This is a genomic window from Ruegeria sp. N8, assembly GCF_056531325.1.
This window is the reverse complement of record NZ_JBQFLQ010000007.1, coordinates 166,564-187,849: the sequence shown is the minus strand read 5'-3', so window position 1 is coordinate 187,849 and position 21,286 is coordinate 166,564. Positions and strand designations below refer to the sequence as shown.

Below are 21,286 nucleotides of genomic sequence, written 5' to 3'. Positions count from 1 at the left end.
ACCGGGCAGGAGGATGTTATGCGATCACTCATTGCCATTCAGGAAGGTCAGATCTCACTCGAGCAGATCAAAGCGCTCGAGGAAGTCGTGCGCAAGCTTTATGTCGAGCACGTATGCGACGACAAACTGACGATCATCTGGAACGTCGCTGCCAAACAGCACACGATCACAGATCGCCGTTGGTCACGCTCGTCGACTGTCTCGATGGAAGTGCCGGACGGGTTTGAAACGCAACGCCGCGAAGCCTTCATGCTGGAGGTCGATAGATGCTGGCGCAAAATCACCGGTCAGCACCCGGATCAGGTGTCTGTGGGTGCATTCGACCAGTCCCGTTATGGCGACATTCTGAAAGGCAACCTGACACGCTTGTCGCCTTGGGGACGCTTTACCTATCTGTTCAAGCTGTTTTCGCGCGCGATGATCTCAAAAATGCGCCACGGCGTGCTGATCACGCAATTCAATCAATAGGAGAGGAATTGATATGCCGCTCTATACTCTTGCATCCAAGAAACCTTTCCCCGAGCAGATCCGATTTGACATCGCGCAGGTCATCACCGATGTGCATTGCGGCCTAACTGGCGCGCCGTCCGAGTTCGTGAACGTCGTTTTCATGACCGGCTACGGCATGCGACGCGGAACTGTTTTGGGCGTGAACGGCAACGTCCGCATGGGCGGAGACCGGACCGCTGGTCTCTATGAAAAACTGAACGAGCAGATGCACACGCGTATCTCCGAGGCGGCCCAGCTGGAAAAAAGCAAGGTGCTGGTCACGCTGATCGGCATCGAATCTAACTGGGTGGTCGAAGGCGGTATGGTTCTGCCCTTCCCAGGCGACGAAGCCGACTGGCTTGAGCGCAAGAACGCCACCCATGCCGCAATGGGGATTGGCCCCGTAACTGATTACATTTAAATCCAGGAGGGTTTAACAATGTCCGCACCGCACCTGACACCCGTTAAATCGGAAACGCCTGATCTCGAGGCTCTGCTTCTGGCTCAGAAAAAGGCCTATCTGGCCGATCCCATGCCCGACCGGGCGGCTCGGGTGCGGCGTCTGGACAAGCTGCACAACGCGCTGATCGACAACAAGGCGCGCATCATCGCGGCGGTCAGCAAGGATTTCTCGAACCGCTCGGCGGCTGAAACCGAACTGGCCGAGATCATGCCGCTGCTGGACGGTATCGCCTTTTACCGCAAGCGCCTGCGCAAGTTCATGAAACCGCAGCGCCGCCACGCGCCGCTGACCCTGATGCCTGCCAGCATTCAGGTGCAATATCAGCCCGTGGGCGTGGTTGGCATCGTGGTGCCGTGGAACTTCCCGATCTTCCTGGCCCTGTCGCCGCTGGTAGGCGCCCTGGCCGCGGGCAACCGCGCGATGCTGAAATCGTCGGAATTCGCACCGGCCTCGGGCGATCTGCTGAAAGAAATCATCGCAGATATCTTCTCTGAGGACGAAGTAACCGTTGTCACCGGTGGTGTCGAGGTCGCGACTGAGTTCACCAAGTTGCCGTTCGACCATCTGGTGTTCACCGGTTCGACTCAGGTCGGCAAGATCGTGATGAAGGCCGCTGCCGACAACCTGACGCCGGTTACGCTGGAGCTGGGTGGCAAATCGCCGGTCATCATCCACAAGGACTTCCCGATTGATGAAGCCGCCAGCCGGATTGCATTCGGCAAAGGCATCAATGCCGGTCAGGTCTGCGTGTCGCCCGATTACATCCTGTGCCCGCGCGACAAGGTGAACGCCTTTTGCACCGCGTTTGCGGATTCGATGAGCAAAGCCTACCCGACCCTGCGCGACAATCAGGACTATACGGCGATCATCACCGACCGTCAGAAGACCCGCCTGGAAGGCTATCTGAAAGACGCCGAGGCAAAAGGTGCCGAGCTGATCACCATCAACCCCAAGGGTGAGCATTTCAACGACACGCGCAAGATGCCGATGACCCTGATCCTGGGCGCGACTGACGAGATGCTGGTGCTGCGCGAAGAGATATTTGGCCCGATCCTGCCGGTGATCCCCTACGACTCGATTGATGAAGCTGTGGCTTACGTCAATGACCGCCCGCGTCCGCTGGCCTTCTACTACTTCGATTGGGATAAGAGCCGCGCCAATGACATTCTGGCCCGCACCCATGCGGGTGGTGTCTGCATCAACGACACCATGTCTCATGTGATGGCCGACGACATCCCGTTCGGCGGCATCGGTCCGTCGGGCATGGGACACTACCACGGCGAAGAAGGCTTCCGCAATTTTTCGAAGGCCAAGGGCGTGGTTCGCAAGGGCCGCATCAACGCCACCGCTTTTGTTGCCCCACCCTGGGACAACTTCATGTTCAACAGCCTAAAAAAGCTTCAGGCGATGCGCTTCCGGCGCCGCAATATTCAGGAGTAAAGACCAATGGTTGCTGCTCAGAAAATCGAAACGACGAATCAAGGAAACACAGAAATGGCAACGCTTGGGGATTCCCTGACGCTGAAATCGGGAACGGTTCTGCGCAACCGGATCTGCAAAGCTTCGATGAACGAAGCTCTGGCCACTCCGGACGGTAAAGTCACACCTGCCCACGTCTCGCTGTACGAGGCATGGGCCCATAGCGGCGCGAGCCTGCTGATCACCGGCAACATGATGGTTGACGGCAAGCACATGAACGAACCGCTGGTCGTGGATGCGCTGCTGGACAGCAACATGGACCTGCTGCGCAAATGGGCGGCCACCGGCAAGGCGACCAACACCCATATCTGGCCGCAGCTGAACCACCCGGGCAAGCAGTCGCCCAAAATGGTCAACGACGCACCGGTTGCACCTTCGGTCGTGCCAATCCCGAATGAGATGTTCGCCCCCCCGCGCGAGCTGTCCGATTCCGAGATCGAGGACATCATCGACCGGTTCGCCGAAGCCGCCGCCCGTCTGGAAGAGGCAGGTTTCACCGGCGTTCAGCTGCACGGCGCGCATGGCTATCTGATCGGCCAGTTCCTGTCGCCGCATCACAACCGCCGCGAAGACAAATGGGGCGGTAGTTTTGACAACCGCTTCCGCTTTGTCGAAGAGGTCTACAAACGCGTCCGCGCCCGTACCGGCCCCGGTTTCAACGTTGGCATCAAGATCAACTCGTCCGACTTCCAAAAGGGCGGTTTCACCGAGGAAGACTCGATCGAAGTGGCCAAGCGTCTGGACGGTCTGGGCATCGACCTGATCGAAATCTCGGGCGGCAGCTGGGAAAACCCGGTTAACCGCAAGGGCAAGCAGGAAGTCAAAAAGGAGAGCACCCTCAAGCGCGAGGCATATTTCCTGGAATATGCCGAAAAGGTCAAAAGCCAGATCTCGACCCCTCTGGTCGTGACCGGCGGTTTCCGCTCGTCCGAGGGCATGAGCGAAGCTCTGGCAACCGGCGCTCTGGATATGGCCGGTGTGGCCCGTCCCTTCGCCGTCGATCCCAAGTTCGGCACTCATGTTCTGCAAAACCCCAAGCACGTATCGCATGTTGCGCCCATCCGTTCGGGTCTGAAGAAGATCGACGCAATGGCGATCATGGAGATCAGCTGGTACACCATGCAGATCGAACGCATCTCGCAAGGTAAGAAGGTGCAGACCAAAGCGGACGGTGTCTGGCCGGCGCTGCGCGTGATGTACCGGTTCTGGAAAAACGGCAAAGCGGTCAAAAAGGTCCGCGCCTGATCTCACGGAACCCTGCCCGCAACAAGGAAGAGTTAGATGACACATTCCAACGGCACCTGTAGCTGCGGGCAGGTTCACTTCAAAACACAAGGTCGCCCGCTGTTTAGGGCGATCTGTCACTGCACCATTTGCCAGCGGTTCAACGATGCCGAATATGGCGATATCCTGCTGTTTCGTGCTGCGGACGTGGACCAGGCCGGGTGTGGTGAAATTGTATACGAAAGCCTGAAGCAGCCGCCTTTGCTGGCGCGTGGCAGATGCACAGCATGCGGCAACCCGGCACTGGAAAAATTGAACGTGCCGCTGTTTCCAAAACTGATTTTGGTGCCCTCGGCCCGGATCGTCGAACAGGCAGACCTACCTTCACCCGATTTCCACATCTTTTACAATCACCGGGTCCGTGAAGCGCAGGACGATCTGCCGAAATCCAGCGGCTATCTGCCCAGCCAGACTCGATTTACGATCCATCTGCTGCGCGGTTTGTTTCGCGGTCACGGCTGACCGGATGTTGAGCTACTGAGGAGAACGAGATGCAGAACCCCAATGGTGCATGTTTGATAATCGGAGCTGGCGATGACACAGGCTCTGCTATCGCCCGGGCATTTGCCCGCGAGGGGTTAACCGCTTGTGTCGTTCGCCGCGACCGCCATGCCGATGCTCTTGAGGCGCTGGCGGAATCAATCCGCGACGAGAGTCATCAGGCCCGCGCCTATCCCGCTGATGCACGGGATGAGACCGAGATGCACAATCTGATCGGTAAGATCGAGGAGGAGGTTGGCCCAATCGAGGTCGCCGTTTTCAACATCGGGGCCAATGTGCGTTTTGGCATCACCGAGACCACCCCGCGCGTCTATCGCAAGGTCTGGGAGATGGCCGCTTTCGCCGGGTTCTTGATGGGTCACGAGGTCGCCGCCCGGATGCTACCGCGCGAACGCGGGACGATCATTTTCACCGGAGCATCGGCCAGTATGCGTGGCAATGCCGGGTTCTCGGCCTTTTCGGGCGCGAAACACGCGCTGAGGGCGCTGGCGCAGTCCATGGCGCGCGAGTTGGGGCCAAAAAACATCCACGTCGCCCATACGGTGATCGACGGGGCCATCGACAGCAATTTTATCCGCGAACATTTCCCGGATGTGGACCAGATGCGCGAGGAAGACCGTATTCTGAACCCCGAGCATATCGCGCAGAATTATGTGATGCTGCACAAACAACCCCGTACGGCCTGGACGCATGAGATGGACCTGCGTCCCTGGAAAGAAACCTGGTAACTGGAGCGAACCATGACAGCTCAGGTAGACTTCATCTACGATTTCGGCAGCCCCAACGCCTATCTGGCCCATTGCCTGGTCAATGACTTCGAGACCCGAACCGGCGCGTCGTTCAACTACATTCCTTGTCTTTTGGGCGGGATATTCAAAGCGACAGGCAATCAGTCTCCGTTTCTCATGTTCCGGGACGTCAAAGGTAAGCTGGATTACGACCGCGTGGAGTTCGAACGGTTTATTCGCCGGCATAAGCTGTCGAAGTTTCGAATGAACCCCCATTTCCCGGTTAACACGTTGCTTATGATGCGGGCGGCGGCAGCCGCTGAGGTTGACGGATTTCAAGGCAACTACATCACGGCAGGGATGGCCGCAATGTGGGAAAAGGGGCTCAAAATGGATGATCCGGACGTGTTTGTCTCGGCGATGAACGATGCGGGACTCGACGGTCAAAATCTGTTGGAGCGTGCCAATGAAGATGCGGTCAAAGAGCGCTTGAAAAACAACACCAGCGCAGCTGTCGAGCGTGGTGTCTTCGGCATCCCCACCTTCTTTGTCGGAGAAGAAATGTTTTTCGGCAAGGACCGATTGGATCTCGTGGAACGAGAGCTTGAAAGCATCTCGAGCTCTTGAAAACCAAGACATCAGGGATCTTCAGCGATGCGAGGGTCCACTTTGCAATTACACAGATTGATGTTGGTTTAGGAAAACCGCAGAGGCGCTGCGTTTCGGCTGATCAAAGGTCGTTCACGCGCCTCATAGCAGGAAACTTGGCTCACAATGACTGATCACATGACACATCACCGAGACACGGACAACAACCCCGTAACGATCTCTGTTTCACGTCGCGTCGTGCCGGGGCGCGAGGCCGAATTCGAGGATTGGATCCGAGGCGTAGCCGAGGCTGCATCGCATTTCGAGGGGCAACAAGGTTTAAGCATTTTGCGCCCTTCCGAAAAGACTGGCGGACGCTACGTCATGATTTATCGTTTCGATAATTACGAACATGCTGCCGCCTGGGAAACCTCGCCCGAGCGATCCGAGTGGATTGCCAAGCTGGAAGGGATATCCGATGGCGATGCAGATCGCAAAAGCGAGACCGGTCTCGAAGTGTGGTTCGATATGCCCGAGATCCCTGCAGCCGTTCCACCACCACGCCATAAAATGGCTGTTGTATTGATCGTTGTGATCTTTGCACTTGTCTTTGCGCTTCAGGTTTTCCTCGTTCCTCTCATGACTGGTTGGCCACGTTGGGCACAGACGCTCAGCATCGTCACAATTCAGGTTGTGTTGATGACATATCTGATAATGCCAATCATAACTCTGCTGCTAAAGCCGTGGTTGTTTCGCAACCAAACTCAGGCAATCAAATAGATGTCTTGCCGTTCTTTGAAGGGATCAATGGACAATAGGGCGTTCCTTATGGTTGTCAGAGTAGGCTCGTCAAAGGCCTCTTCACGTTCTCCATTTTAGACTCACAATGGTGTATTTCGCGCAATGAACGAAGACATATCCTCACTTGCAGATTATCCAAACTCCTTCTGGAAACGGTTCAAGGTCACGGCGGGAGATCTGGACGGCTTCCACCACGTAAACAACGCTGTCTATTTGAAATGGATGGATGCTACCGTTTGGGAACATACGCGGCATGTCGGTTTGACCGAGCAAGCCTGCCTCGACCTGAATCGCGGTATGGCCGCAGTGCGCCACGAGATCGATTATCTGTCCTCCGCTTTTTTGGATGATGAGATCGTCGTGTACAACTGGCTCTCGGTGAATGATGAGCGTTTGCGTTGCAGTCGCCTGTTTCAGATGATCCGATTGGGTGACAGCAAAACGATATTGCGCGCCAGATCAGACTATGTGTGTACCAATCTGACAACTGGACGTCCGACACGTATGCCGAATGAATTCAAGACCGGATATAAAGTCACAATCCCTCGAAGCGGCTGACAGCGATCCGCTGCAAACATTGCGCAGGATCACCCAAAACCCCTTGAAAGTTTGATTTCGCAATGCGGAATATAGTTGTCCGCTTTTGGGGATTGGGTAGCGTTTGGGTGACAAGTCCCGTGTGGTTGGGTGTGGCGCTTTGTGGTGGTATGCCCGCCAGAAACTCACCGTCGCCAATAAGTTGACGATGTCGGATGTAGCGGCCTGCGAACTCTCGGACCGTACCAGAACTCGGTCATGATCCGCGCAACGGGGTTCAAGCCCCTCCTCAGCTTTCTCGTTCCCCAAACAGTTTTGGACCACAGACTCGCTGCGTTCGGTTCGACCGACCAGTATCTGTGCATCATCTGTCTTGGGTATCAGCGTGGAATTTATACCTGATTAAAAAACTCAGGTTGACATAGGCGACCAATTCACTCAGTTATTTGTCAGCCAGCACCAATCAGGTGCGCCGACCACTCTGAATTAACAAAAAAGACCTGATCCCATGACCAGATTCCATGCTGCTGCCAGCGCGCTGGCGCTGTGCGTTGCAACCAATGCGTCCGCGGCCGAGACCCCCTCGAAAGCCGACATCCTCGCCACCTACGCCAATATCGCCCAAGCGAAATACGATGACAGCCTGATCGCCGCCAAAATGCTACAGACGGCGGTGCATGCCCTGATCGCGAACCCTTCGGACGCGACGTTGGCGGCGGCCAAGGCGGCGTGGATTTCCGCGCGCGTGCCCTATCAGCAGACCGAGGTCTACCGGTTCGGAAACCCAATTGTCGACGAGTGGGAAGGCAAAGTGAACGCGTGGCCGTTGGATGAAGGGCTGATCGACTATGTGGATGCCACTTATGGCGGCCCATCGGACGAGAACGAGTTCGCCGCGCTGAACGTCATCGCGAACCCCAACTTTACCCTGTCGGGCCAAACCATCGATGCCAGCCAGATCACCCCCGAACTGCTGGCCGAAACCCTGCACGAGGCTGATGGGATCGAAGCGAACGTAGCCACCGGTTATCATGCAATCGAGTTTCTGCTTTGGGGGCAGGACCTGAACGGCCACGGTGTCGGGGCCGGAAACCGCCCGTGGACGGACTATGCCTCCGGCGCCGATTGCACCGGCGGGAATTGTGACCGTCGCGGAGAATATCTGCGCGCTGTGACCGATTTGTTGGTCAGCGATCTAGACTGGATGGCTGCACAATGGGTTGAAGGCGGTGATGCGCGCTTGGCACTGACCGAGAACGAGGCCGCAGGCGTCAGCGCAATTCTGACCGGCATGGGCTCGCTGTCTTATGGAGAACAGGCCGGTGAGCGGATGCGCCTCGGCCTGATGCTGAATGATCCGGAAGAGGAACATGATTGCTTCTCGGACAACACCCATAACAGCCACTACTATGACGGTCTGGGCATCCAGAATGTCTATCTGGGCAGCTACACCCGGATCGACGGCACTCCGATCTCGGGCGCGTCGCTGTCCGACCTTATCACCGCGACCGACCCGGCGTTGGATGCCGAGATGAAGGTGAAGCTGGCCAACACGATGCAAGCGCTAGGCCGGATCAAATCGACGGCCGAGGCTGGGTTCGCCTATGACCAGATGCTGGAACGCGGCAATGCAGGTGGCGAGGCCTTGATCATGGGCGGCGTGAACGGCCTGATCGATCAGACCAAGACCATCGAACGCATCGTCACCAAGCTGGAGCTGGATCAGATTGATTTTGAAGGCTCGGACAGTTTGGACAACCCCAACGCAGTCTTCCAGTGATCCCGCACCTGTGGGGCGGCATCTCACCGCCGCCTCGCAGGTTTTTGAGGGCTGGCAGACGGTTTGCCGCAGGACATTCAGCAATTAACCGACTATTATAGTCAGAATAAGCAGCTAAAGGCGTTCTGCCATGATCGTTTGCCATTGCACCAACATCTCGGACACAGATATCCGCGCCGCGATCGACTGGATGCGCGCATCAGATTCCCATGCGGTGATCACCCCCGGCAAGATTTATCATGCCCTTGGAAAATCAGCGGATTGTGGCGGATGCATGCCACTTTTTCTAGACACGATGCGGTCCAACGATAAGCTGGAAATCCCCATGCAGCTTCGGACATTGCGGTCCGCAGCATCACAGGAGAAAGCACATGAAGGGCGATCCCAAAGTCATAGAATACCTCAACAAATCCCTGCGGCATGAACTGACGGCGGTCAGCCAGTATTGGCTGCACTACCGTCTGCAGGAGGACTGGGGCCTTGGCCATATGGCCAAGAAAAGCCGCGAGGAAAGCATCGAAGAGATGGGCCACGCGGACAAGTTGATCGAGCGGATCATCTTTCTGGAAGGCCATCCAAACCTGCAAAAGCTGGACCCGCTTCGCATCGGGCAAACCCCAAAGGAAACATTGGAATGTGATCTGGCCGCCGAGAATGACGCCCGGGCCCTGTATGTGGAGGCTCGCGAATACTGCCGCGAGGCGGGGGACTATGTGACCATGTCTCTGTTTGAAGGTTTGATCAGCGATGAAGAGGGTCACATCGACTTCCTCGAAACGCAACTTGATCTGTATGAAAGGATTGGCGAAGCCAATTATGCGCATCTCAATGCATCGAAAATGGACGAAGGCGGGTAAGCTTTCGATCGTGGCGGTGGCGGCTTTGGCGGCCACCCCCTCTTTCCCGACCGAGTTGCAGGACCTGCACCTCAACTTCCAGCCCAGAACCGAAGACGAGGCCGCCCGGATCGCGGATATCACCGCCGCGCCCGAGGATTTCAGCGTGCCACAACGGTTCGAGGACCTGCCGGCAGGGGCGGCCACCGTGCGGTTGCGCGCGGATGCAGATGCGTTCTCGCAACCGTCGGGCAACCTGGAGTTTGAGCAGGAGTTGGATTTCAAAGTCGGCAACGGGCTGTTCAAAAAGCTATGGGTCTCGTCGCCGGCTTCGACGCTGGCTTCGGACGGGTTAGGGCCGCTTCACAACGCGCGGTCGTGCCAGCGGTGCCACATCAAGGACGGGCGCGGCCATACGCCGAATGGCCCACAGGACAGCGCGGTGTCGATGTTCCTGCGCGTCTCAATCCCTGGCGGGGCGGGCCAGTCCGAGATCGCGGACTATATCGCCACGCAGCCAGAGCCAAACTACGGCGGCCAGATGCAGGACCTCGCCCTGCCCGGCCACCCGGCAGAATACCGGCTGGACATCACCTACACGGAAGTCCCTGTCGAGCTGTTGGATGGTGAGACGGTCACGTTGCGCGCACCGACCTATACCGCCGCCGATCTGGGCTATGGGCCGTTGCACCCGCAGGCGATGCTCAGCCCACGCGTGGCACCGCAGATGATCGGGCTGGGTCTGCTCGAAGCGATCCCGGTCGGGGATATACTGGCCAAGGCCGACCCAGAAGACGTTGATGGGGACGGTATCTCAGGCCGCCCCAACATTGTGTGGTCGACCGAATTCGATGCGCCGATGATGGGGCGGTTCGGCTACAAGGCTGGGATGCCGACTATCTTGGAGCAATCGGCAGGTGCCTTTGCCGGAGACATCGGGATATCCAGCCCTCTGTTCCCTGCGGCCCATGGTGACTGCACGGAGTTGCAGGTGGACTGCGTGAATGCCCCGCATGGCGATGGCGACGACCGTGTGTTCGAGATTGATCAGCAGGGTATGGACCTTGTGGCCTTCTACAGCCGCAATCTTGGGGTGCCAGAACGTCGAGATGCAGACGACCCGCAAGTGCTGCGCGGAAAGCAGGTCTTCCACCAGACCGGCTGTGCATTGTGCCACACCCCTGCCTATGTCACGCACCGTATGGAGGACCGGCCCGAACACAGTTTCCAACTGATCTGGCCTTATACCGACTTGCTGCTGCACGACATGGGCGAAGGTCTGGCCGACCACCGCCCGGAGGCGCGCGCTACGGGTCGGGAATGGCGCACGCCGCCGCTGTGGGGCGTCGGGATGACCCAACAGGTTTCGGGCCACACTCAATTCCTGCATGACGGGCGGGCGCGGTCCCTGCTAGAGGCAATCCTGTGGCACGGGGGCGAGGCGCAAGCGGCGCGCGATACGGTTGTGTCGATGCCCAAGCTTGACCGAGACGCCCTGATCCGCTTTCTGGAGAGCCTCTGATGCGCCCGCTGTTCCTTGCCCTTGCTTTGGCTTTGCCCCTGCCCGCCACAGCACAGGACGGTGCTGCGATTCTGACGGACGTGGTCGACGCACACGTTCTGCCCGGTTATGCGAGACTATCCGAGACGACCGCCACTTTGGCCTCGACCGCGCAGGCCGGATGCGATCCTGCATCACCTGACCTGCGGGCCGCATTCCATGGCGCATTCGACGATTGGATTTTGGTCAGTCACCTACGGTTCGGGCCGTCCGAGCGGGACGACCGCGCCTTTGCGCTGGCCTTCTGGCCCGACACTAAGGGATTCACGCCCAAGGCCCTGAGCGGTTTGATCTCGACCAGCGACCCCGTTGTAGAAAGCCCCGAGGCCTTTGCCGAAACCTCCATCGCCGGGCGCGGGTTTTTCGCGCTGGAGATGATGCTCTTTGATCCCGCCTTTGCTGATCAGGGCCAAGGCACCTATCGCTGCGCCCTGATCCGCGCGATCACAACTGACATCGACCGCAACGCAAAGGCCATCGCCCAGGATTGGCAACCCTTTGCCGAACACGTGACGCAACCCGGCGGCGACAGCCCCTATCGGTCCGAAAACGAAGCCCTGCAAGAGCTATACAAGGCACTGTCCACCAGCCTTCAATTCACGTCCGAGACCCGCCTTGGACGCCCGCTGGGCACATTCGACCGCCCCCGTCCAAAGCGGGCCGAGGCGCGCCGGTCAGCGCGGTCCGTGCGCCATGTGGAACTGTCGCTGATCACCCTGCGTGATCTGGCCATGCGCCTATCTGCGGATCATCCTGCCATTGCGGCAGACATGGACAGCGCGTTCGACAATGCGATTGCCCGCGTGCAAGCCTTGGACGACCCTGCATTTGCGGGCGTGGCCAACCCGCAAGGCCGTTTACGCATCGAGGCGCTGCAACAGTCGATCAACGATATCCGCCAGATTGCCGCCACTGAACTGGGCCCAACCCTGGGCATCAGCGCCGGGTTCAACGCACTGGACGGTGACTGACCATGACCAGCCGTCGCCATTTTCTTGTCGGGCTTGCCGCCACCAGCATGACACCCATAGGCGGTTGGGCGGAAGTTGGCGCGCCCGACTACTTGGCCGCAGCGCTGTTTCCCGATGGCTCTTACCGGCTGGCGGGGCTGAGTGCCGGGGGAGATATCCTGTTCACGTTACCCTTGCCCGCAAGGGGTCACGCGGCAGCCGCGCACCCTCAGCGCGCGCAGGCGGTGGCATTTGCCCGCCGACCGGGCACTTTTGCGCTGGTGATCGATTGCGCAACCGGAGCCCAAACCGCCCGGCTGGACGCTCCAAAAGACCGCCATTTCTATGGCCACGGCGTGTTTTCGGCAGATGGGGCAACGCTCTACACCACCGAAAACGACTATGAGGCAGGCGAAGGCGTGATCGGCGTTTGGAATACAGAAGATTTAGCGCGATTGGGTGAGTTCCCCTCGGGCGGGATCGGCCCTCATGACATGCGCCTGATGCCCGACGGCCAAACACTTGTTGTGGCCAATGGCGGCATCGAAACCCACCCCGAAACAGGTCGCACCAAGCTGAACCTGCCCGTCATGCGCCCCAACCTGACATATCTGAACCACTCTGGCGCGGTTATAGAACAGATGGAACTGCCGCGCGCGCTGCACAGAAACTCGATCCGCCATCTGGCTGTCCGGCCCGACGGCCTGGTGGCCTTTGCGCTGCAATGGCAAGGGGACAAAACACAGCACCCGCCGCTGCTGGGCCTGCACCGGCGCGGCACGGCCCCGCGCCTGTTGACCGCTCCCGAGACAGAACAGAGCACCCTTCAGGGTTACGCGGGCAGCATCGCTTTCGCCAGTGATGGCAAAACCGTCGCCATCACCTGCCCCCGAGGCAACGCGCTGCATCAATTCGATGTCGAAACCGGCAATTTGACGGCGGCCTATTCCCTGACGGATGTCTGCGGCATCGGCCCAGCCGAGCAGGGATTTGTCTTCACCACAGGCACTGGCGCGGTCGGAGAAATCATCGAAAGCGCCCACATCATGGCGCGCGCCAAATGCCAATGGGACAACCACTTGATCCCAATCCGCACCTTGGCCTAAATTCGGCAATTCGCGATACATAGATTACACTTGGACGAATCAAATTGCTGCCGTATTGGCGGGCGCTAAACCGGCACCCTACGTTAAGGACTGACTTGATTGAAACAGACGCCCGACGCACCGCATTCCATCTACGGGGTTGAAAAATGGGGCAAGGGCCTCATCGAGGTGACAGAGCAGGGCGAGATCGGTTTGCGCAACCCTATACACCCCGAAGCCGCCGCAATCAGCCTGCCCGGTATCTTGTCCGATCTGGACGACCGGGGGATCAAGGCCCCGATGGTGCTGCGCGTAACCTCGTATCTGGAACACGAGATTGCGCATCTGAACGAAAGCTTCCGCGATGCCATCGCCCGCGTTAACTACAAGGGCGCCTATCGTGGTGTTTTCCCCATCAAGGTGAACCAGCAGGCACAGGTCGTCGACCGGATCGTCGAGTTCGGGAAGAAATACAATTATGGGCTGGAAGCGGGCTCCAAGCCCGAACTGGTTGTGGCGCTGGCCCATCGTCTGGCCCCCGAGGCACTGATCGTCTGCAATGGCGTCAAGGATGCCGAATTCATCCAATTGGCCATTCTTTCCCGCAAGATCGGCTTCAACACCGTCATCGTTCTGGAAAGCCCGAAAGAGGCCGACACGGTGATCGAGGTCTATAACGAGCTAGGCATCGAACCGCTGATCGGCGTGCGGGTAAAACTGACCAACCAGATCAGCGGAAAATGGGAAGAAAGCTCGGGCGACCGATCAGCCTTTGGCATGAACACGGACCAACTTGTCGCCACGGTGGACAAGCTGAAGGCGGCAGGGCTGCTGCACTGCCTGAAGCTGCAGCACTCGCATCTGGGATCGCAGGTGCAGGACGTCAACGATGTGCGCCGCGCCGTCGGCGAAGCTTGCCGCTATTACACTGAACTTACCCGCGAGGGCGTACCGCTGACCCATCTGGACCTCGGCGGCGGCATGGGTGTGGACTATACCGGTGAGAAGAAAGCGGCTGAGAACTCGATCAACTACACGGTCGAGGAATACTGCGCCAACGTCGTCGAGACCGTCGCCTACGCGATGGATGAGGCCAAAATCGCCCACCCAACGCTGGTCACCGAAAGCGGCCGTGCGGTGGTGGCGACATCCTCGATGCTGGTGTTCAACGTGCTGGAAAGCACGCTTTACGATGCACCGACTGCACCGGATGTGGAACCTGACGACAACCATCTGGTTTCGGACCTTGCTGCCGTTCACGGATACCTCAGCCAAGATCGTCTGCAAGAATGCTGGAACGACGCCACCTTTTACCGCAACGAACTGCGCGCCCTGTTCCGTCGCGGCTATGTCGACCTGCGCCAGATGGCCCGCGCCGAGCGTATCTATCTGTCGCTGATGGCCCGCCTCAAGGCGCTGGCCGCAAGCGATGATCTGGACACGGATGTAGACGATCAGCTTGAGAAAGTGGCCGATATCTACCACTGCAACTTCTCGCTGTTCCAATCCCTGCCCGATGTCTGGGCGATCGACCAGCTACACCCGATCGTGCCGCTCCAAGGGCTGAATGAAACCCCCGACCGCCGCGCCGTCTTGTCAGACATCACCTGCGACAGCGACGGCAAAATCGACCGATTCATTCTGGCCGACGGTGTCTCACCCAGCTTGCCGGTGCATTCCCTGCCCAAGGACGGCGAGTACTTCATGGGCGTCTTCTTCGTCGGTGCCTATCAGGAAACGCTCGGCGATCTGCACAACCTGTTTGGCGATACCAACGTCGTCACCATCGACCTGCGCGCCGATGGCGGCTTCGACCTGCTGCACGAGCAAGAGGGCGACACGATCAGTCAGGTCCTGTCCTATGTCGAGTTCGACCCGCAAGACTGCGTTGCCGCCTTCCGCAAAATGGTAGACGAGGCGATCTCTACCGGTACTCTGCAAGCCAAGGACCGCAAAACCCTGATGAGCGCCTATCGCGACTCAATCAACGGCTACACCTATTACGAATAAGAAGGAGACAGACCATGGGCAAAACACTGGTTGTCGGCGCCGGCGGCGTATCCCACGCAGCCGTGCACAAGATGGCGATGAACTCGGACATCTTCACCGAGATCACTCTGGCCAGCCGCACGAAATCGAAATGCGACGCCATCGCCGCAGCCGTAAAAGACCGCGTTGGTGTAGATATCGCTACTGCCGAACTGGACGCCTACAAGGTCGAAGACACGGTCAAGCTGATCAAAGAAACCGGCGCGGAAATCCTTGTGAACCTCGCCCTGCCCTATCAGGATCTGGTGCTGATGGACGCCTGCCTTGAGGCCGGTATCCACTACATCGACACCGCGAACTATGAGCCCGAGGACGAGGCCAAGTTCGAATACCACTGGCAATGGGCCTATCAGGAGCGCTTCAATGCGGCGGGCCTGACCGCCATCCTCGGATCTGGCTTCGATCCGGGTGTGACCAGCGTATTCGCCAAATGGCTGAAGAAACACAAGCTGGACACGATCCGCCAGATCGACGTGCTGGACGCCAATGGCGGTAGCAACGATCAAGAATTCGCCACCAACTTCAACCCGGAAATCAACCTGCGCGAAGTGCTGGCCGAAGTGCGTCACTGGGAAAACGGCGCGTGGCAACACTCCCCCGCCATGACCCACAAGGTCGAGTTCGACTTCCCCGCCATCGGTCCCAAGAACATGTACTTGATGTATCACGAGGAACTGGAGAGCCTCAGCACCCACTTCCCCGAGATCGAACGCGCCCGCTTTTGGATGACCTTCGGCGACGCCTACATCATGCACGCCAAAGTGCTGGAAAACGTCGGCATGACCCGCATCGATCCGGTGATGCATGACGGCAAAGAGATAATCCCGATCCAGTTCCTGAAAACCTTGCTGCCCGATCCCGGCGATCTGGGCGCGGAAACCAAGGGCAAAGCCTGCATCGGCGACATCGCCACAGGTCAGGCCAAGGACGGCTCGGGCGAAAAAACCTACTATATCTACAACATCTGCGACCATGAGGAATGCTACGCTGAGGTCGGCTCCCAGGCCGTCAGCTACACCACCGGCGTTCCCGCGATGATCGGCGCGGCACAGGTCCTGAAAGGCAACTGGCGCGAGCCGGGCGTTTGGAACATGGAACAACTCGACCCCGATGACTTCATGGATATGCTGAACAATCACGGCCTGCCATGGCAAGTTCATGAACTTGACGGTCCCGTCGAATTCTAATCCCCAGAACTTCTTCTGTTCAACAGTACCTCGGGGGTCGCCATTGATGCGCCATTGGTTCAAGCACCAATGGCGACAGGCAGAGCCCCCGGCCTCACCACAATCGGAGACGCCGGACATGTCCGACATGATGACGACCCAAGCCGGAGACGCCGGCGCCTTCCGCAATTTCGACCTCAGCCGCGTCCCCACACCTTGCTTTGTGGTCGACGAAAAAGCGGTCGAGCGGAACCTGACCATCCTCTCAGAGATCGGCACCCGGTCCGGCGCACATGTCCTCAGCGCGCTCAAGGCGTTCTCGATGTTCTCACTGGCCCCTCTGATCCGCCACCACCTCGGCGGTACCTGCGCCAGTGGCATCTACGAAGCACGACTGGGTCGCGAGGAATATGGCGGTGAGGTTGCAACCTTCTGCGCTGGCTACAAAGACGCAGATATCGACGAAATCCTGTCGCTGTCCGACCACATCATCTTCAACTCACCCACGCAAACGGACCGCTTCCTGGCAAAAGCCCAAGCCGCGAACGTTCAGGTCGGCCTGCGCATCAACCCAGAACATTCCGAAGGCGAGATACCCAAATACGACCCCTGCGCGCCCTGCTCGCGCCTTGGGACACCCGTCAGCCAACTGTCCGAAGACACACTGATCGGAGTCGACGGGCTGCACATGCACACGCTCTGCGAACAGGGGTTCGAGCCGTTGCAACGCACATGGGCTGCCGTTGAGCCGAAGCTCAAACCCTTCCTCAGCCAGCTCAAATGGCTGAATTTCGGCGGCGGTCACCATATTACCCGCGATGACTACGACCGGGATGGGCTAGTGACTTTCATCAAATCCATCCGCGCGAAATACGATGTCGCCATCTACCTCGAACCCGGCGAGGCCGTTGCGCTGGACGCGGGTATTCTGGTCGGCGAAATCCTCGACCTGCCCACCAATGGTATGAACCTCGCCATCACCGATATCTCGGCCACCTGCCACATGCCCGACGTGATCGAGGCCCCCTATCGCCCCGCCTTGATGGACGAGGCCGAAGCAGGTCATACCTACCGTCTGGGTGGCCCCTCCTGTCTGGCTGGTGACGTGATTGGCGACTACACATGGGACAAACCGCTGGAGATAGGGCAGCGCTTTGCCTTCCTCGATCAGGCGCATTACTCGATGGTCAAGACCAACACGTTCAACGGGGTACCCCTGCCCACAATCGCCCTTTGGAACAGCGAAACGGACGCGCTGAAGATTATCAAACAATTCGGCTATGACGACTTTAAGGACCGCCTCTCATGAGCATTTTCCTCGACAGTGAACTGACCGCCGCTGAGCGCAGCGAAGACGCCCGGTTCCGCGTCATCCCCGTGCCGCTGGAGCGTACCGTGTCTTACGGATCAGGGACCGCCAACGGTCCCGCAGCCATCATCGAGGCCAGCAATGAACTGGAACGCATCACAGGCCACGCGGAACCCTGCGTCGAAGGCATCTTCACCGAAGACCCGCTGGATTGCGACGGCCCCTTGCCCGAAGTGATGGAACGCCTTGCGCAACGCACCGAGGCTGCGGTGCGCGCTGGCAAGGTGCCGGTCACACTGGGCGGGGAACATTCGCTCAGCTATGGTGCGGTGATGGGCGTGGCGCGGGCGCTGAACCAGCCCGTCGGTATCGTGCAGATCGACGCCCATGCGGACCTGCGCAACGCCTATCAGGGCAAGAAACACTCGCACGCCTCAGTCATGCATCTGCTGACCGAAGAGGGCATCAAACTGGCCCAATTCGGCGTCCGCGCCTTTTCAACCGAAGAGGCGCAAAGCCGTCTGAAAAACCACGTCTTCCATGTGGATGCCGAGGAACTGGTCACCGGCAACATCCACGCCGTCGACCTGCCCGAGGACTTCCCCGAGCTGGTCTATGTCAGCTTTGACGTGGACGGTCTAGACCCCTCGCTGATGCCCGCCACCGGAACTCCCGTACCGGGCGGTTTGGGATACTATCAGGCGCTGCGGCTGGTCGAACACGCCCTCAAAGGCCGTAAATGCGTGGGCTTTGACGTGGTCGAACTGGCCCCCGACGGCAATGCCGCCTGGGACTTCACTGTAGCTCAGATCGTCTATCGCCTGATGGCGGCCTGCTAGCTTTCCGAGGTTTCGTTCAGCTCCATGTGCCCTTCGCCCTTGTTCAACACGCGGCGCAACATGGGCTCGAAGAACTCCAACGGTTTGGTCGGGTAGTCCGGGTCGAACGCCTTCTGATCGTATTCATGGCAGAAATAGCGGCAGTCCTCCCAATAAGGACTGTCGCGGTACTTGTCGCGGGCGTTGCGATCGCCGCCAAGGTGGTGGTTATAGTAGTAGCCCTGAAACACACAGTGATGTTTCAAAATCCAATAGGTCTTCTCGCTGACATAGGGCTTCATCATCGCCGCTGACAGCTCACCGTGATTGTAGGGCGACAGGATATCGCCGGTGTCATGGATCAGAGCAGCGACCACCAGTTCCTCATCAGCCCCATCTTCGTAAGCGCGGGTCGCGGCCTGCAAACTATGCTGATAGCGGTTGACCGGGTATGGCGTCCACTCCTCGTCCAGCGATCGGATAGCGTCCAGAATACGGTCGGGCAAAGCCGCGTTATACGCCTCTTCATACTCCATGACCGCATCCCAATCGGCCTTTGTCGCCTCTTCGAAACTGGTCCAGGTGGGTTTGTGACTTTTGTCCAGCATGGAAGCGGTCCTTTCATCGATCCCTTTACGAAAGCTTACCGCACCTAAATTGACCGAAAAAATGAATTGATTTTATCACTTCGATCAAAAAATACTTTCGCCATGCAGATTAAAGCCCTTGAGACCTTTTTGTGTGTCGCCGAGACCGGAGGCTTCCACGCCGCCGCCCGTAAGCTGAACGTGACGCAAACCGCCGTCAGCGCCCGCATTCGTCTGATCGAGGATGAAACCGGCAAAGCCCTGTTCACCCGTGGTGCAGGCGGGACCGGCCTGACCGAGTTCGGGCGACAGTTCCGACCTTATGCGGAACAGATGCTGTCGCTCTGGTCCTTTGCCTCACGCGATCTGCCCGCGCAGTCGCAGAACCGGGTCGCCCTGCGCCTGGGCGCGCAACTGAGCATCTGGGACCCGCTGCTGGTCGATCTGGCAATCCGCTATGAGGACAACCTGGGGCAGCTGCTGTTGACGCTCAACTATGATCATGACCTGAATATGGTTGATGCGGTAGCCACCCACGTTCTTGACGCGGCCTTGACCCACGAGAAACCGTCGGACAGACGGGTCATGTTTCACGAATTGCCGCCCGAGCGACTGGTGCTGGTCCAAACCCCTGATGCCGAAACTGACCCGATTTTCGTCAATTTGGAACTGGGGGAGGTCTATCAGGATCACATTCGATCCACCGCGCATCGGGCTTCGGGCCAGACGGTGTTTCTGGGCAATTGCATGATGGCCTTACGCTATATCCTGCGGCGCGGCGGGATAGGGTATTTCCCACATTATGTCATCGCGGAACACCTGTATTATGGGCAGGTTACGCCCGTTGCAGATGCCAATGACCTGATGTTGCCGCTCTATCTGGTCACGCGCCGCGACAGCCCAGCATTTGGCGATGTTCTAAATTGCCTGCAGGAATTGCGGACGGCTTAGAGCGTTTCGGGTTTTACTTGAATCACTCTGCGACACGAATGTCCCGAGAACGCAGCAGGCGTGGCAAGGTATTCGTTTCTCAAGTTAAACCCAAAGCGCTTTAGGCCTGCGGCCAGGCGAGATCGCTCTCTCGCAGCTTTTTCCGCAATAGTGGACGACCCGCAATCAGCAAGAACAGGCAGGATATGAGGATGCCGATAACCGCAGGCAGGTAGAGAACCGCCCACAGCGCGGGATCGTCGATCACAATAGGCGACACGAACCCCCGAACACCTTCCAGCAAAACGAGAATAGTAAACGCCCCAAAAATCTGCGGCCACAAACCGAAACGGGAAAAGCTGCCCAGCATCAGGGTTGCATATCCCGCCATGGCCACCGCTACGCAGATGGCAATCCATGAGAACCGCTGGTGCAGCTCATCGACCAGCTCTCCTTCGCTGAACCCTTCGTTTGCGGTCAACGCCTGACGGTTTTCCAACAATTCAAGGGTCGGGATCGCCTCAAGACTTCGTTGGCTCATATCGTTGCCATGAGCCAGTTCGGATATGTCGTATGAAGCATCCTCGAACAGGGTCGATGACAAGGTCCTGCCCTGCTGATCCAAGCGCAACGCCACCCCGTCCACCATAACCAGATGAATGCCGCTGCCATTGTTGACCAGATAAGCGGTTTTACTGGAATAGGTGACTGTACTGGCCCGATCCCGGCGGTCCGAGACGAAGACTTCGTACAGTGTACCATCCAGGTCAATCCGTCCGATATAAACCGTTACGCCGCTGGCAGGATGTAGAAACTCACCCTCGTTCAGAAGCTGCGCGGTGACATCGCTTGCGACCTCGGCCTGTCGTTGTTCAAGCTGCTCGACCGAGGCCGGGCGCAGAAACACGCTGATCGCGGCCATCATCAAACCTGTTACTAGCCCGAACAGAAATACTGCCCGCGCCAGACGCCATGGGCTGGAGCCCGTCGCCAACATAACCGTCAGCTCGCTTTCGCGGCTCAGGCGGTTGGTGGCATAAACGGCGGCGGCAAACACAGCCATGGGCATCACCGTTCGAATCAGGGTCGGCAGGGTCAGCGCGGTGAATTCCAGAAACACCATCGCCGATTGACCGCCGCTGATCACACGATCAAACAGGCTGACCGAACGGGTGATCCAGAAGACCCCCACCAGAACCAGCGTGAAAAAGCCGAACAGAATCAGCAATTGCCGCAGGAAATATCCATCGAAACGCGACATGTATCCTCATCCGGTCCTTGGGTGTTTCGCCGGACATTATGCCAATCGCTGGCCCGAGGAAACCGGAATGCAAAGGAATGGCCC

At 58.4% G+C, this 21,286-nt stretch carries 22 protein-coding genes; 20 read left to right on the top strand and 2 right to left on the bottom strand.

The genetic code is table 11. From position 1 onward, the window contains the following. The first annotated feature begins 18 nt into the window (after window positions 1–18). The 19 genes from ACR0C5_RS14715 to speB all read left to right on the top strand — a co-directional run bounded on the left by ACR0C5_RS14715 (window position 19) and on the right by speB (window position 18,445). The gene (locus tag ACR0C5_RS14715; protein WP_170786859.1) at window positions 19–468 is read left to right on the top strand and encodes a hypothetical protein; all 450 of its coding nucleotides are present in this window, start codon (window positions 19–21) and stop codon (window positions 466–468) included. A gap of 13 nt (window positions 469–481) precedes the next feature. Further along, window positions 482–910, top strand: a complete 429-nt coding sequence (locus tag ACR0C5_RS14710; RefSeq protein WP_170786861.1) for a 4-oxalocrotonate tautomerase — start codon at window positions 482–484, stop codon at window positions 908–910. 18 nt (window positions 911–928) lie between these two features. Continuing rightward, on the top strand, window positions 929–2,392 hold the full coding sequence (locus ACR0C5_RS14705) for a coniferyl aldehyde dehydrogenase (RefSeq protein ID WP_480877570.1): 1,464 nt from the start codon (window positions 929–931) through the stop codon (window positions 2,390–2,392). Window positions 2,393–2,446: 54 nt separating this feature from the next. After that, entirely contained in the window at window positions 2,447–3,676 is a 1,230-nt protein-coding gene (locus ACR0C5_RS14700) for an NADH:flavin oxidoreductase/NADH oxidase family protein (RefSeq protein WP_170790752.1), read from the top strand. A 36-nt stretch (window positions 3,677–3,712) separates the two neighbouring features. Then, window positions 3,713–4,177 carry a GFA family protein gene (locus ACR0C5_RS14695; RefSeq protein WP_480877568.1) on the top strand — a complete coding sequence of 155 codons (465 nt, stop codon included), beginning with the start codon at window positions 3,713–3,715 and terminating at the stop codon, window positions 4,175–4,177. A 29-nt stretch (window positions 4,178–4,206) separates the two neighbouring features. Next, complete coding sequence (locus tag ACR0C5_RS14690; protein ID WP_480877566.1) at window positions 4,207–4,944, top strand: SDR family oxidoreductase; 738 nt, start codon at window positions 4,207–4,209, stop codon at window positions 4,942–4,944. A gap of 12 nt (window positions 4,945–4,956) precedes the next feature. After that, window positions 4,957–5,571: a DsbA family protein gene (locus tag ACR0C5_RS14685; RefSeq protein ID WP_480877564.1), complete on the top strand. Its 615-nt coding sequence runs from the start codon at window positions 4,957–4,959 to the stop codon at window positions 5,569–5,571. Between the two features lie 159 nt (window positions 5,572–5,730). Continuing rightward, window positions 5,731–6,312 carry an antibiotic biosynthesis monooxygenase gene (locus tag ACR0C5_RS14680; RefSeq protein ID WP_480877562.1) on the top strand — a complete coding sequence of 194 codons (582 nt, stop codon included), beginning with the start codon at window positions 5,731–5,733 and terminating at the stop codon, window positions 6,310–6,312. 123 nt (window positions 6,313–6,435) lie between these two features. Beyond that, window positions 6,436–6,891 carry an acyl-CoA thioesterase gene (locus tag ACR0C5_RS14675; protein WP_170790747.1) on the top strand — a complete coding sequence of 152 codons (456 nt, stop codon included), beginning with the start codon at window positions 6,436–6,438 and terminating at the stop codon, window positions 6,889–6,891. Window positions 6,892–7,378: 487 nt separating this feature from the next. Further along, window positions 7,379–8,650, top strand: a complete 1,272-nt coding sequence (locus ACR0C5_RS14670) for an imelysin family protein (protein ID WP_480877560.1) — start codon at window positions 7,379–7,381, stop codon at window positions 8,648–8,650. A 130-nt stretch (window positions 8,651–8,780) separates the two neighbouring features. Continuing rightward, entirely contained in the window at window positions 8,781–9,074 is a 294-nt protein-coding gene (locus ACR0C5_RS14665) for a (2Fe-2S)-binding protein (RefSeq protein WP_480877558.1), read from the top strand. Beyond that, complete coding sequence (gene bfr / locus ACR0C5_RS14660; RefSeq protein WP_480877556.1) at window positions 9,022–9,507, top strand: bacterioferritin; 486 nt, start codon at window positions 9,022–9,024, stop codon at window positions 9,505–9,507. Before ACR0C5_RS14665 ends, bfr begins: the two co-directional genes overlap by 53 nt. Then, window positions 9,479–11,008 carry a di-heme oxidoreductase family protein gene (locus ACR0C5_RS14655; protein WP_480877554.1) on the top strand — a complete coding sequence of 510 codons (1,530 nt, stop codon included), beginning with the start codon at window positions 9,479–9,481 and terminating at the stop codon, window positions 11,006–11,008. Before bfr ends, ACR0C5_RS14655 begins: the two co-directional genes overlap by 29 nt. After that, entirely contained in the window at window positions 11,008–12,018 is a 1,011-nt protein-coding gene (locus ACR0C5_RS14650) for an imelysin family protein (protein WP_480877552.1), read from the top strand. The genes ACR0C5_RS14655 and ACR0C5_RS14650 overlap by 1 nt, the downstream gene beginning before the upstream one ends. A 2-nt stretch (window positions 12,019–12,020) precedes the next feature. Then, the gene (locus ACR0C5_RS14645; RefSeq protein WP_170773878.1) at window positions 12,021–13,103 is read left to right on the top strand and encodes a DUF1513 domain-containing protein; all 1,083 of its coding nucleotides are present in this window, start codon (window positions 12,021–12,023) and stop codon (window positions 13,101–13,103) included. Window positions 13,104–13,202: 99 nt separating this feature from the next. Next, window positions 13,203–15,092, top strand: a complete 1,890-nt coding sequence (gene speA / locus ACR0C5_RS14640) for a biosynthetic arginine decarboxylase (RefSeq protein WP_480877550.1) — start codon at window positions 13,203–13,205, stop codon at window positions 15,090–15,092. Between the two features lie 14 nt (window positions 15,093–15,106). Continuing rightward, window positions 15,107–16,318 (top strand): saccharopine dehydrogenase family protein, encoded by a 1,212-nt coding sequence (locus ACR0C5_RS14635; RefSeq protein ID WP_170773874.1) that lies wholly within the window; start codon window positions 15,107–15,109, stop codon window positions 16,316–16,318. A gap of 118 nt (window positions 16,319–16,436) precedes the next feature. After that, entirely contained in the window at window positions 16,437–17,606 is a 1,170-nt protein-coding gene (nspC, locus tag ACR0C5_RS14630) for a carboxynorspermidine decarboxylase (protein ID WP_480859929.1), read from the top strand. After that, complete coding sequence (speB, locus tag ACR0C5_RS14625) at window positions 17,603–18,445, top strand: agmatinase (RefSeq protein WP_480877547.1); 843 nt, start codon at window positions 17,603–17,605, stop codon at window positions 18,443–18,445. The genes nspC and speB overlap by 4 nt, the downstream gene beginning before the upstream one ends. Here the strand turns inward: speB and ACR0C5_RS14620 are convergent. Further along, entirely contained in the window at window positions 18,442–19,032 is a 591-nt protein-coding gene (locus tag ACR0C5_RS14620) for an HD domain-containing protein (protein WP_170752218.1), read from the bottom strand. The genes speB and ACR0C5_RS14620 overlap by 4 nt on opposite strands. A gap of 102 nt (window positions 19,033–19,134) precedes the next feature. Here ACR0C5_RS14620 and ACR0C5_RS14615 point away from each other — a divergent pair, with 102 nt between their 5' ends. Beyond that, the gene (locus tag ACR0C5_RS14615) at window positions 19,135–19,962 is read left to right on the top strand and encodes a LysR family transcriptional regulator (RefSeq protein ID WP_480877545.1); all 828 of its coding nucleotides are present in this window, start codon (window positions 19,135–19,137) and stop codon (window positions 19,960–19,962) included. 100 nt (window positions 19,963–20,062) lie between these two features. Here ACR0C5_RS14615 and lptF read toward each other — a convergent pair whose 3' ends face one another. Next, complete coding sequence (gene lptF, locus ACR0C5_RS14610; protein ID WP_480877543.1) at window positions 20,063–21,202, bottom strand: LPS export ABC transporter permease LptF; 1,140 nt, start codon at window positions 21,200–21,202, stop codon at window positions 20,063–20,065. Window positions 21,203–21,286 lie beyond the last annotated feature (84 nt).

Coding starts and splice junctions, on each gene's coding strand:
- ACR0C5_RS14645 (WP_170773878.1), top strand. CDS start 12,021: ATGACCAGCCGTCGCCATTTTCTTGTCGGGCTTGCCGCCACCAGCATG.
- ACR0C5_RS14695 (WP_480877568.1), top strand. CDS start 3,713: ATGACACATTCCAACGGCACCTGTAGCTGCGGGCAGGTTCACTTCAAA.
- lptF (WP_480877543.1), bottom strand. CDS start 21,202: ATGTCGCGTTTCGATGGATATTTCCTGCGGCAATTGCTGATTCTGTTC.
- speB (WP_480877547.1), top strand. CDS start 17,603: ATGAGCATTTTCCTCGACAGTGAACTGACCGCCGCTGAGCGCAGCGAA.
- ACR0C5_RS14655 (WP_480877554.1), top strand. CDS start 9,479: ATGCATCGAAAATGGACGAAGGCGGGTAAGCTTTCGATCGTGGCGGTG.
- ACR0C5_RS14715 (WP_170786859.1), top strand. CDS start 19: ATGCGATCACTCATTGCCATTCAGGAAGGTCAGATCTCACTCGAGCAG.
- ACR0C5_RS14665 (WP_480877558.1), top strand. CDS start 8,781: ATGATCGTTTGCCATTGCACCAACATCTCGGACACAGATATCCGCGCC.
- ACR0C5_RS14705 (WP_480877570.1), top strand. CDS start 929: ATGTCCGCACCGCACCTGACACCCGTTAAATCGGAAACGCCTGATCTC.
- bfr (WP_480877556.1), top strand. CDS start 9,022: ATGAAGGGCGATCCCAAAGTCATAGAATACCTCAACAAATCCCTGCGG.
- ACR0C5_RS14700 (WP_170790752.1), top strand. CDS start 2,447: ATGGCAACGCTTGGGGATTCCCTGACGCTGAAATCGGGAACGGTTCTG.
- ACR0C5_RS14710 (WP_170786861.1), top strand. CDS start 482: ATGCCGCTCTATACTCTTGCATCCAAGAAACCTTTCCCCGAGCAGATC.
- ACR0C5_RS14615 (WP_480877545.1), top strand. CDS start 19,135: ATGCAGATTAAAGCCCTTGAGACCTTTTTGTGTGTCGCCGAGACCGGA.
- nspC (WP_480859929.1), top strand. CDS start 16,437: ATGTCCGACATGATGACGACCCAAGCCGGAGACGCCGGCGCCTTCCGC.
- ACR0C5_RS14680 (WP_480877562.1), top strand. CDS start 5,731: ATGACACATCACCGAGACACGGACAACAACCCCGTAACGATCTCTGTT.
- ACR0C5_RS14685 (WP_480877564.1), top strand. CDS start 4,957: ATGACAGCTCAGGTAGACTTCATCTACGATTTCGGCAGCCCCAACGCC.
- ACR0C5_RS14670 (WP_480877560.1), top strand. CDS start 7,379: ATGACCAGATTCCATGCTGCTGCCAGCGCGCTGGCGCTGTGCGTTGCA.
- ACR0C5_RS14620 (WP_170752218.1), bottom strand. CDS start 19,032: ATGCTGGACAAAAGTCACAAACCCACCTGGACCAGTTTCGAAGAGGCG.
- ACR0C5_RS14650 (WP_480877552.1), top strand. CDS start 11,008: ATGCGCCCGCTGTTCCTTGCCCTTGCTTTGGCTTTGCCCCTGCCCGCC.
- ACR0C5_RS14690 (WP_480877566.1), top strand. CDS start 4,207: ATGCAGAACCCCAATGGTGCATGTTTGATAATCGGAGCTGGCGATGAC.
- ACR0C5_RS14635 (WP_170773874.1), top strand. CDS start 15,107: ATGGGCAAAACACTGGTTGTCGGCGCCGGCGGCGTATCCCACGCAGCC.
- ACR0C5_RS14675 (WP_170790747.1), top strand. CDS start 6,436: ATGAACGAAGACATATCCTCACTTGCAGATTATCCAAACTCCTTCTGG.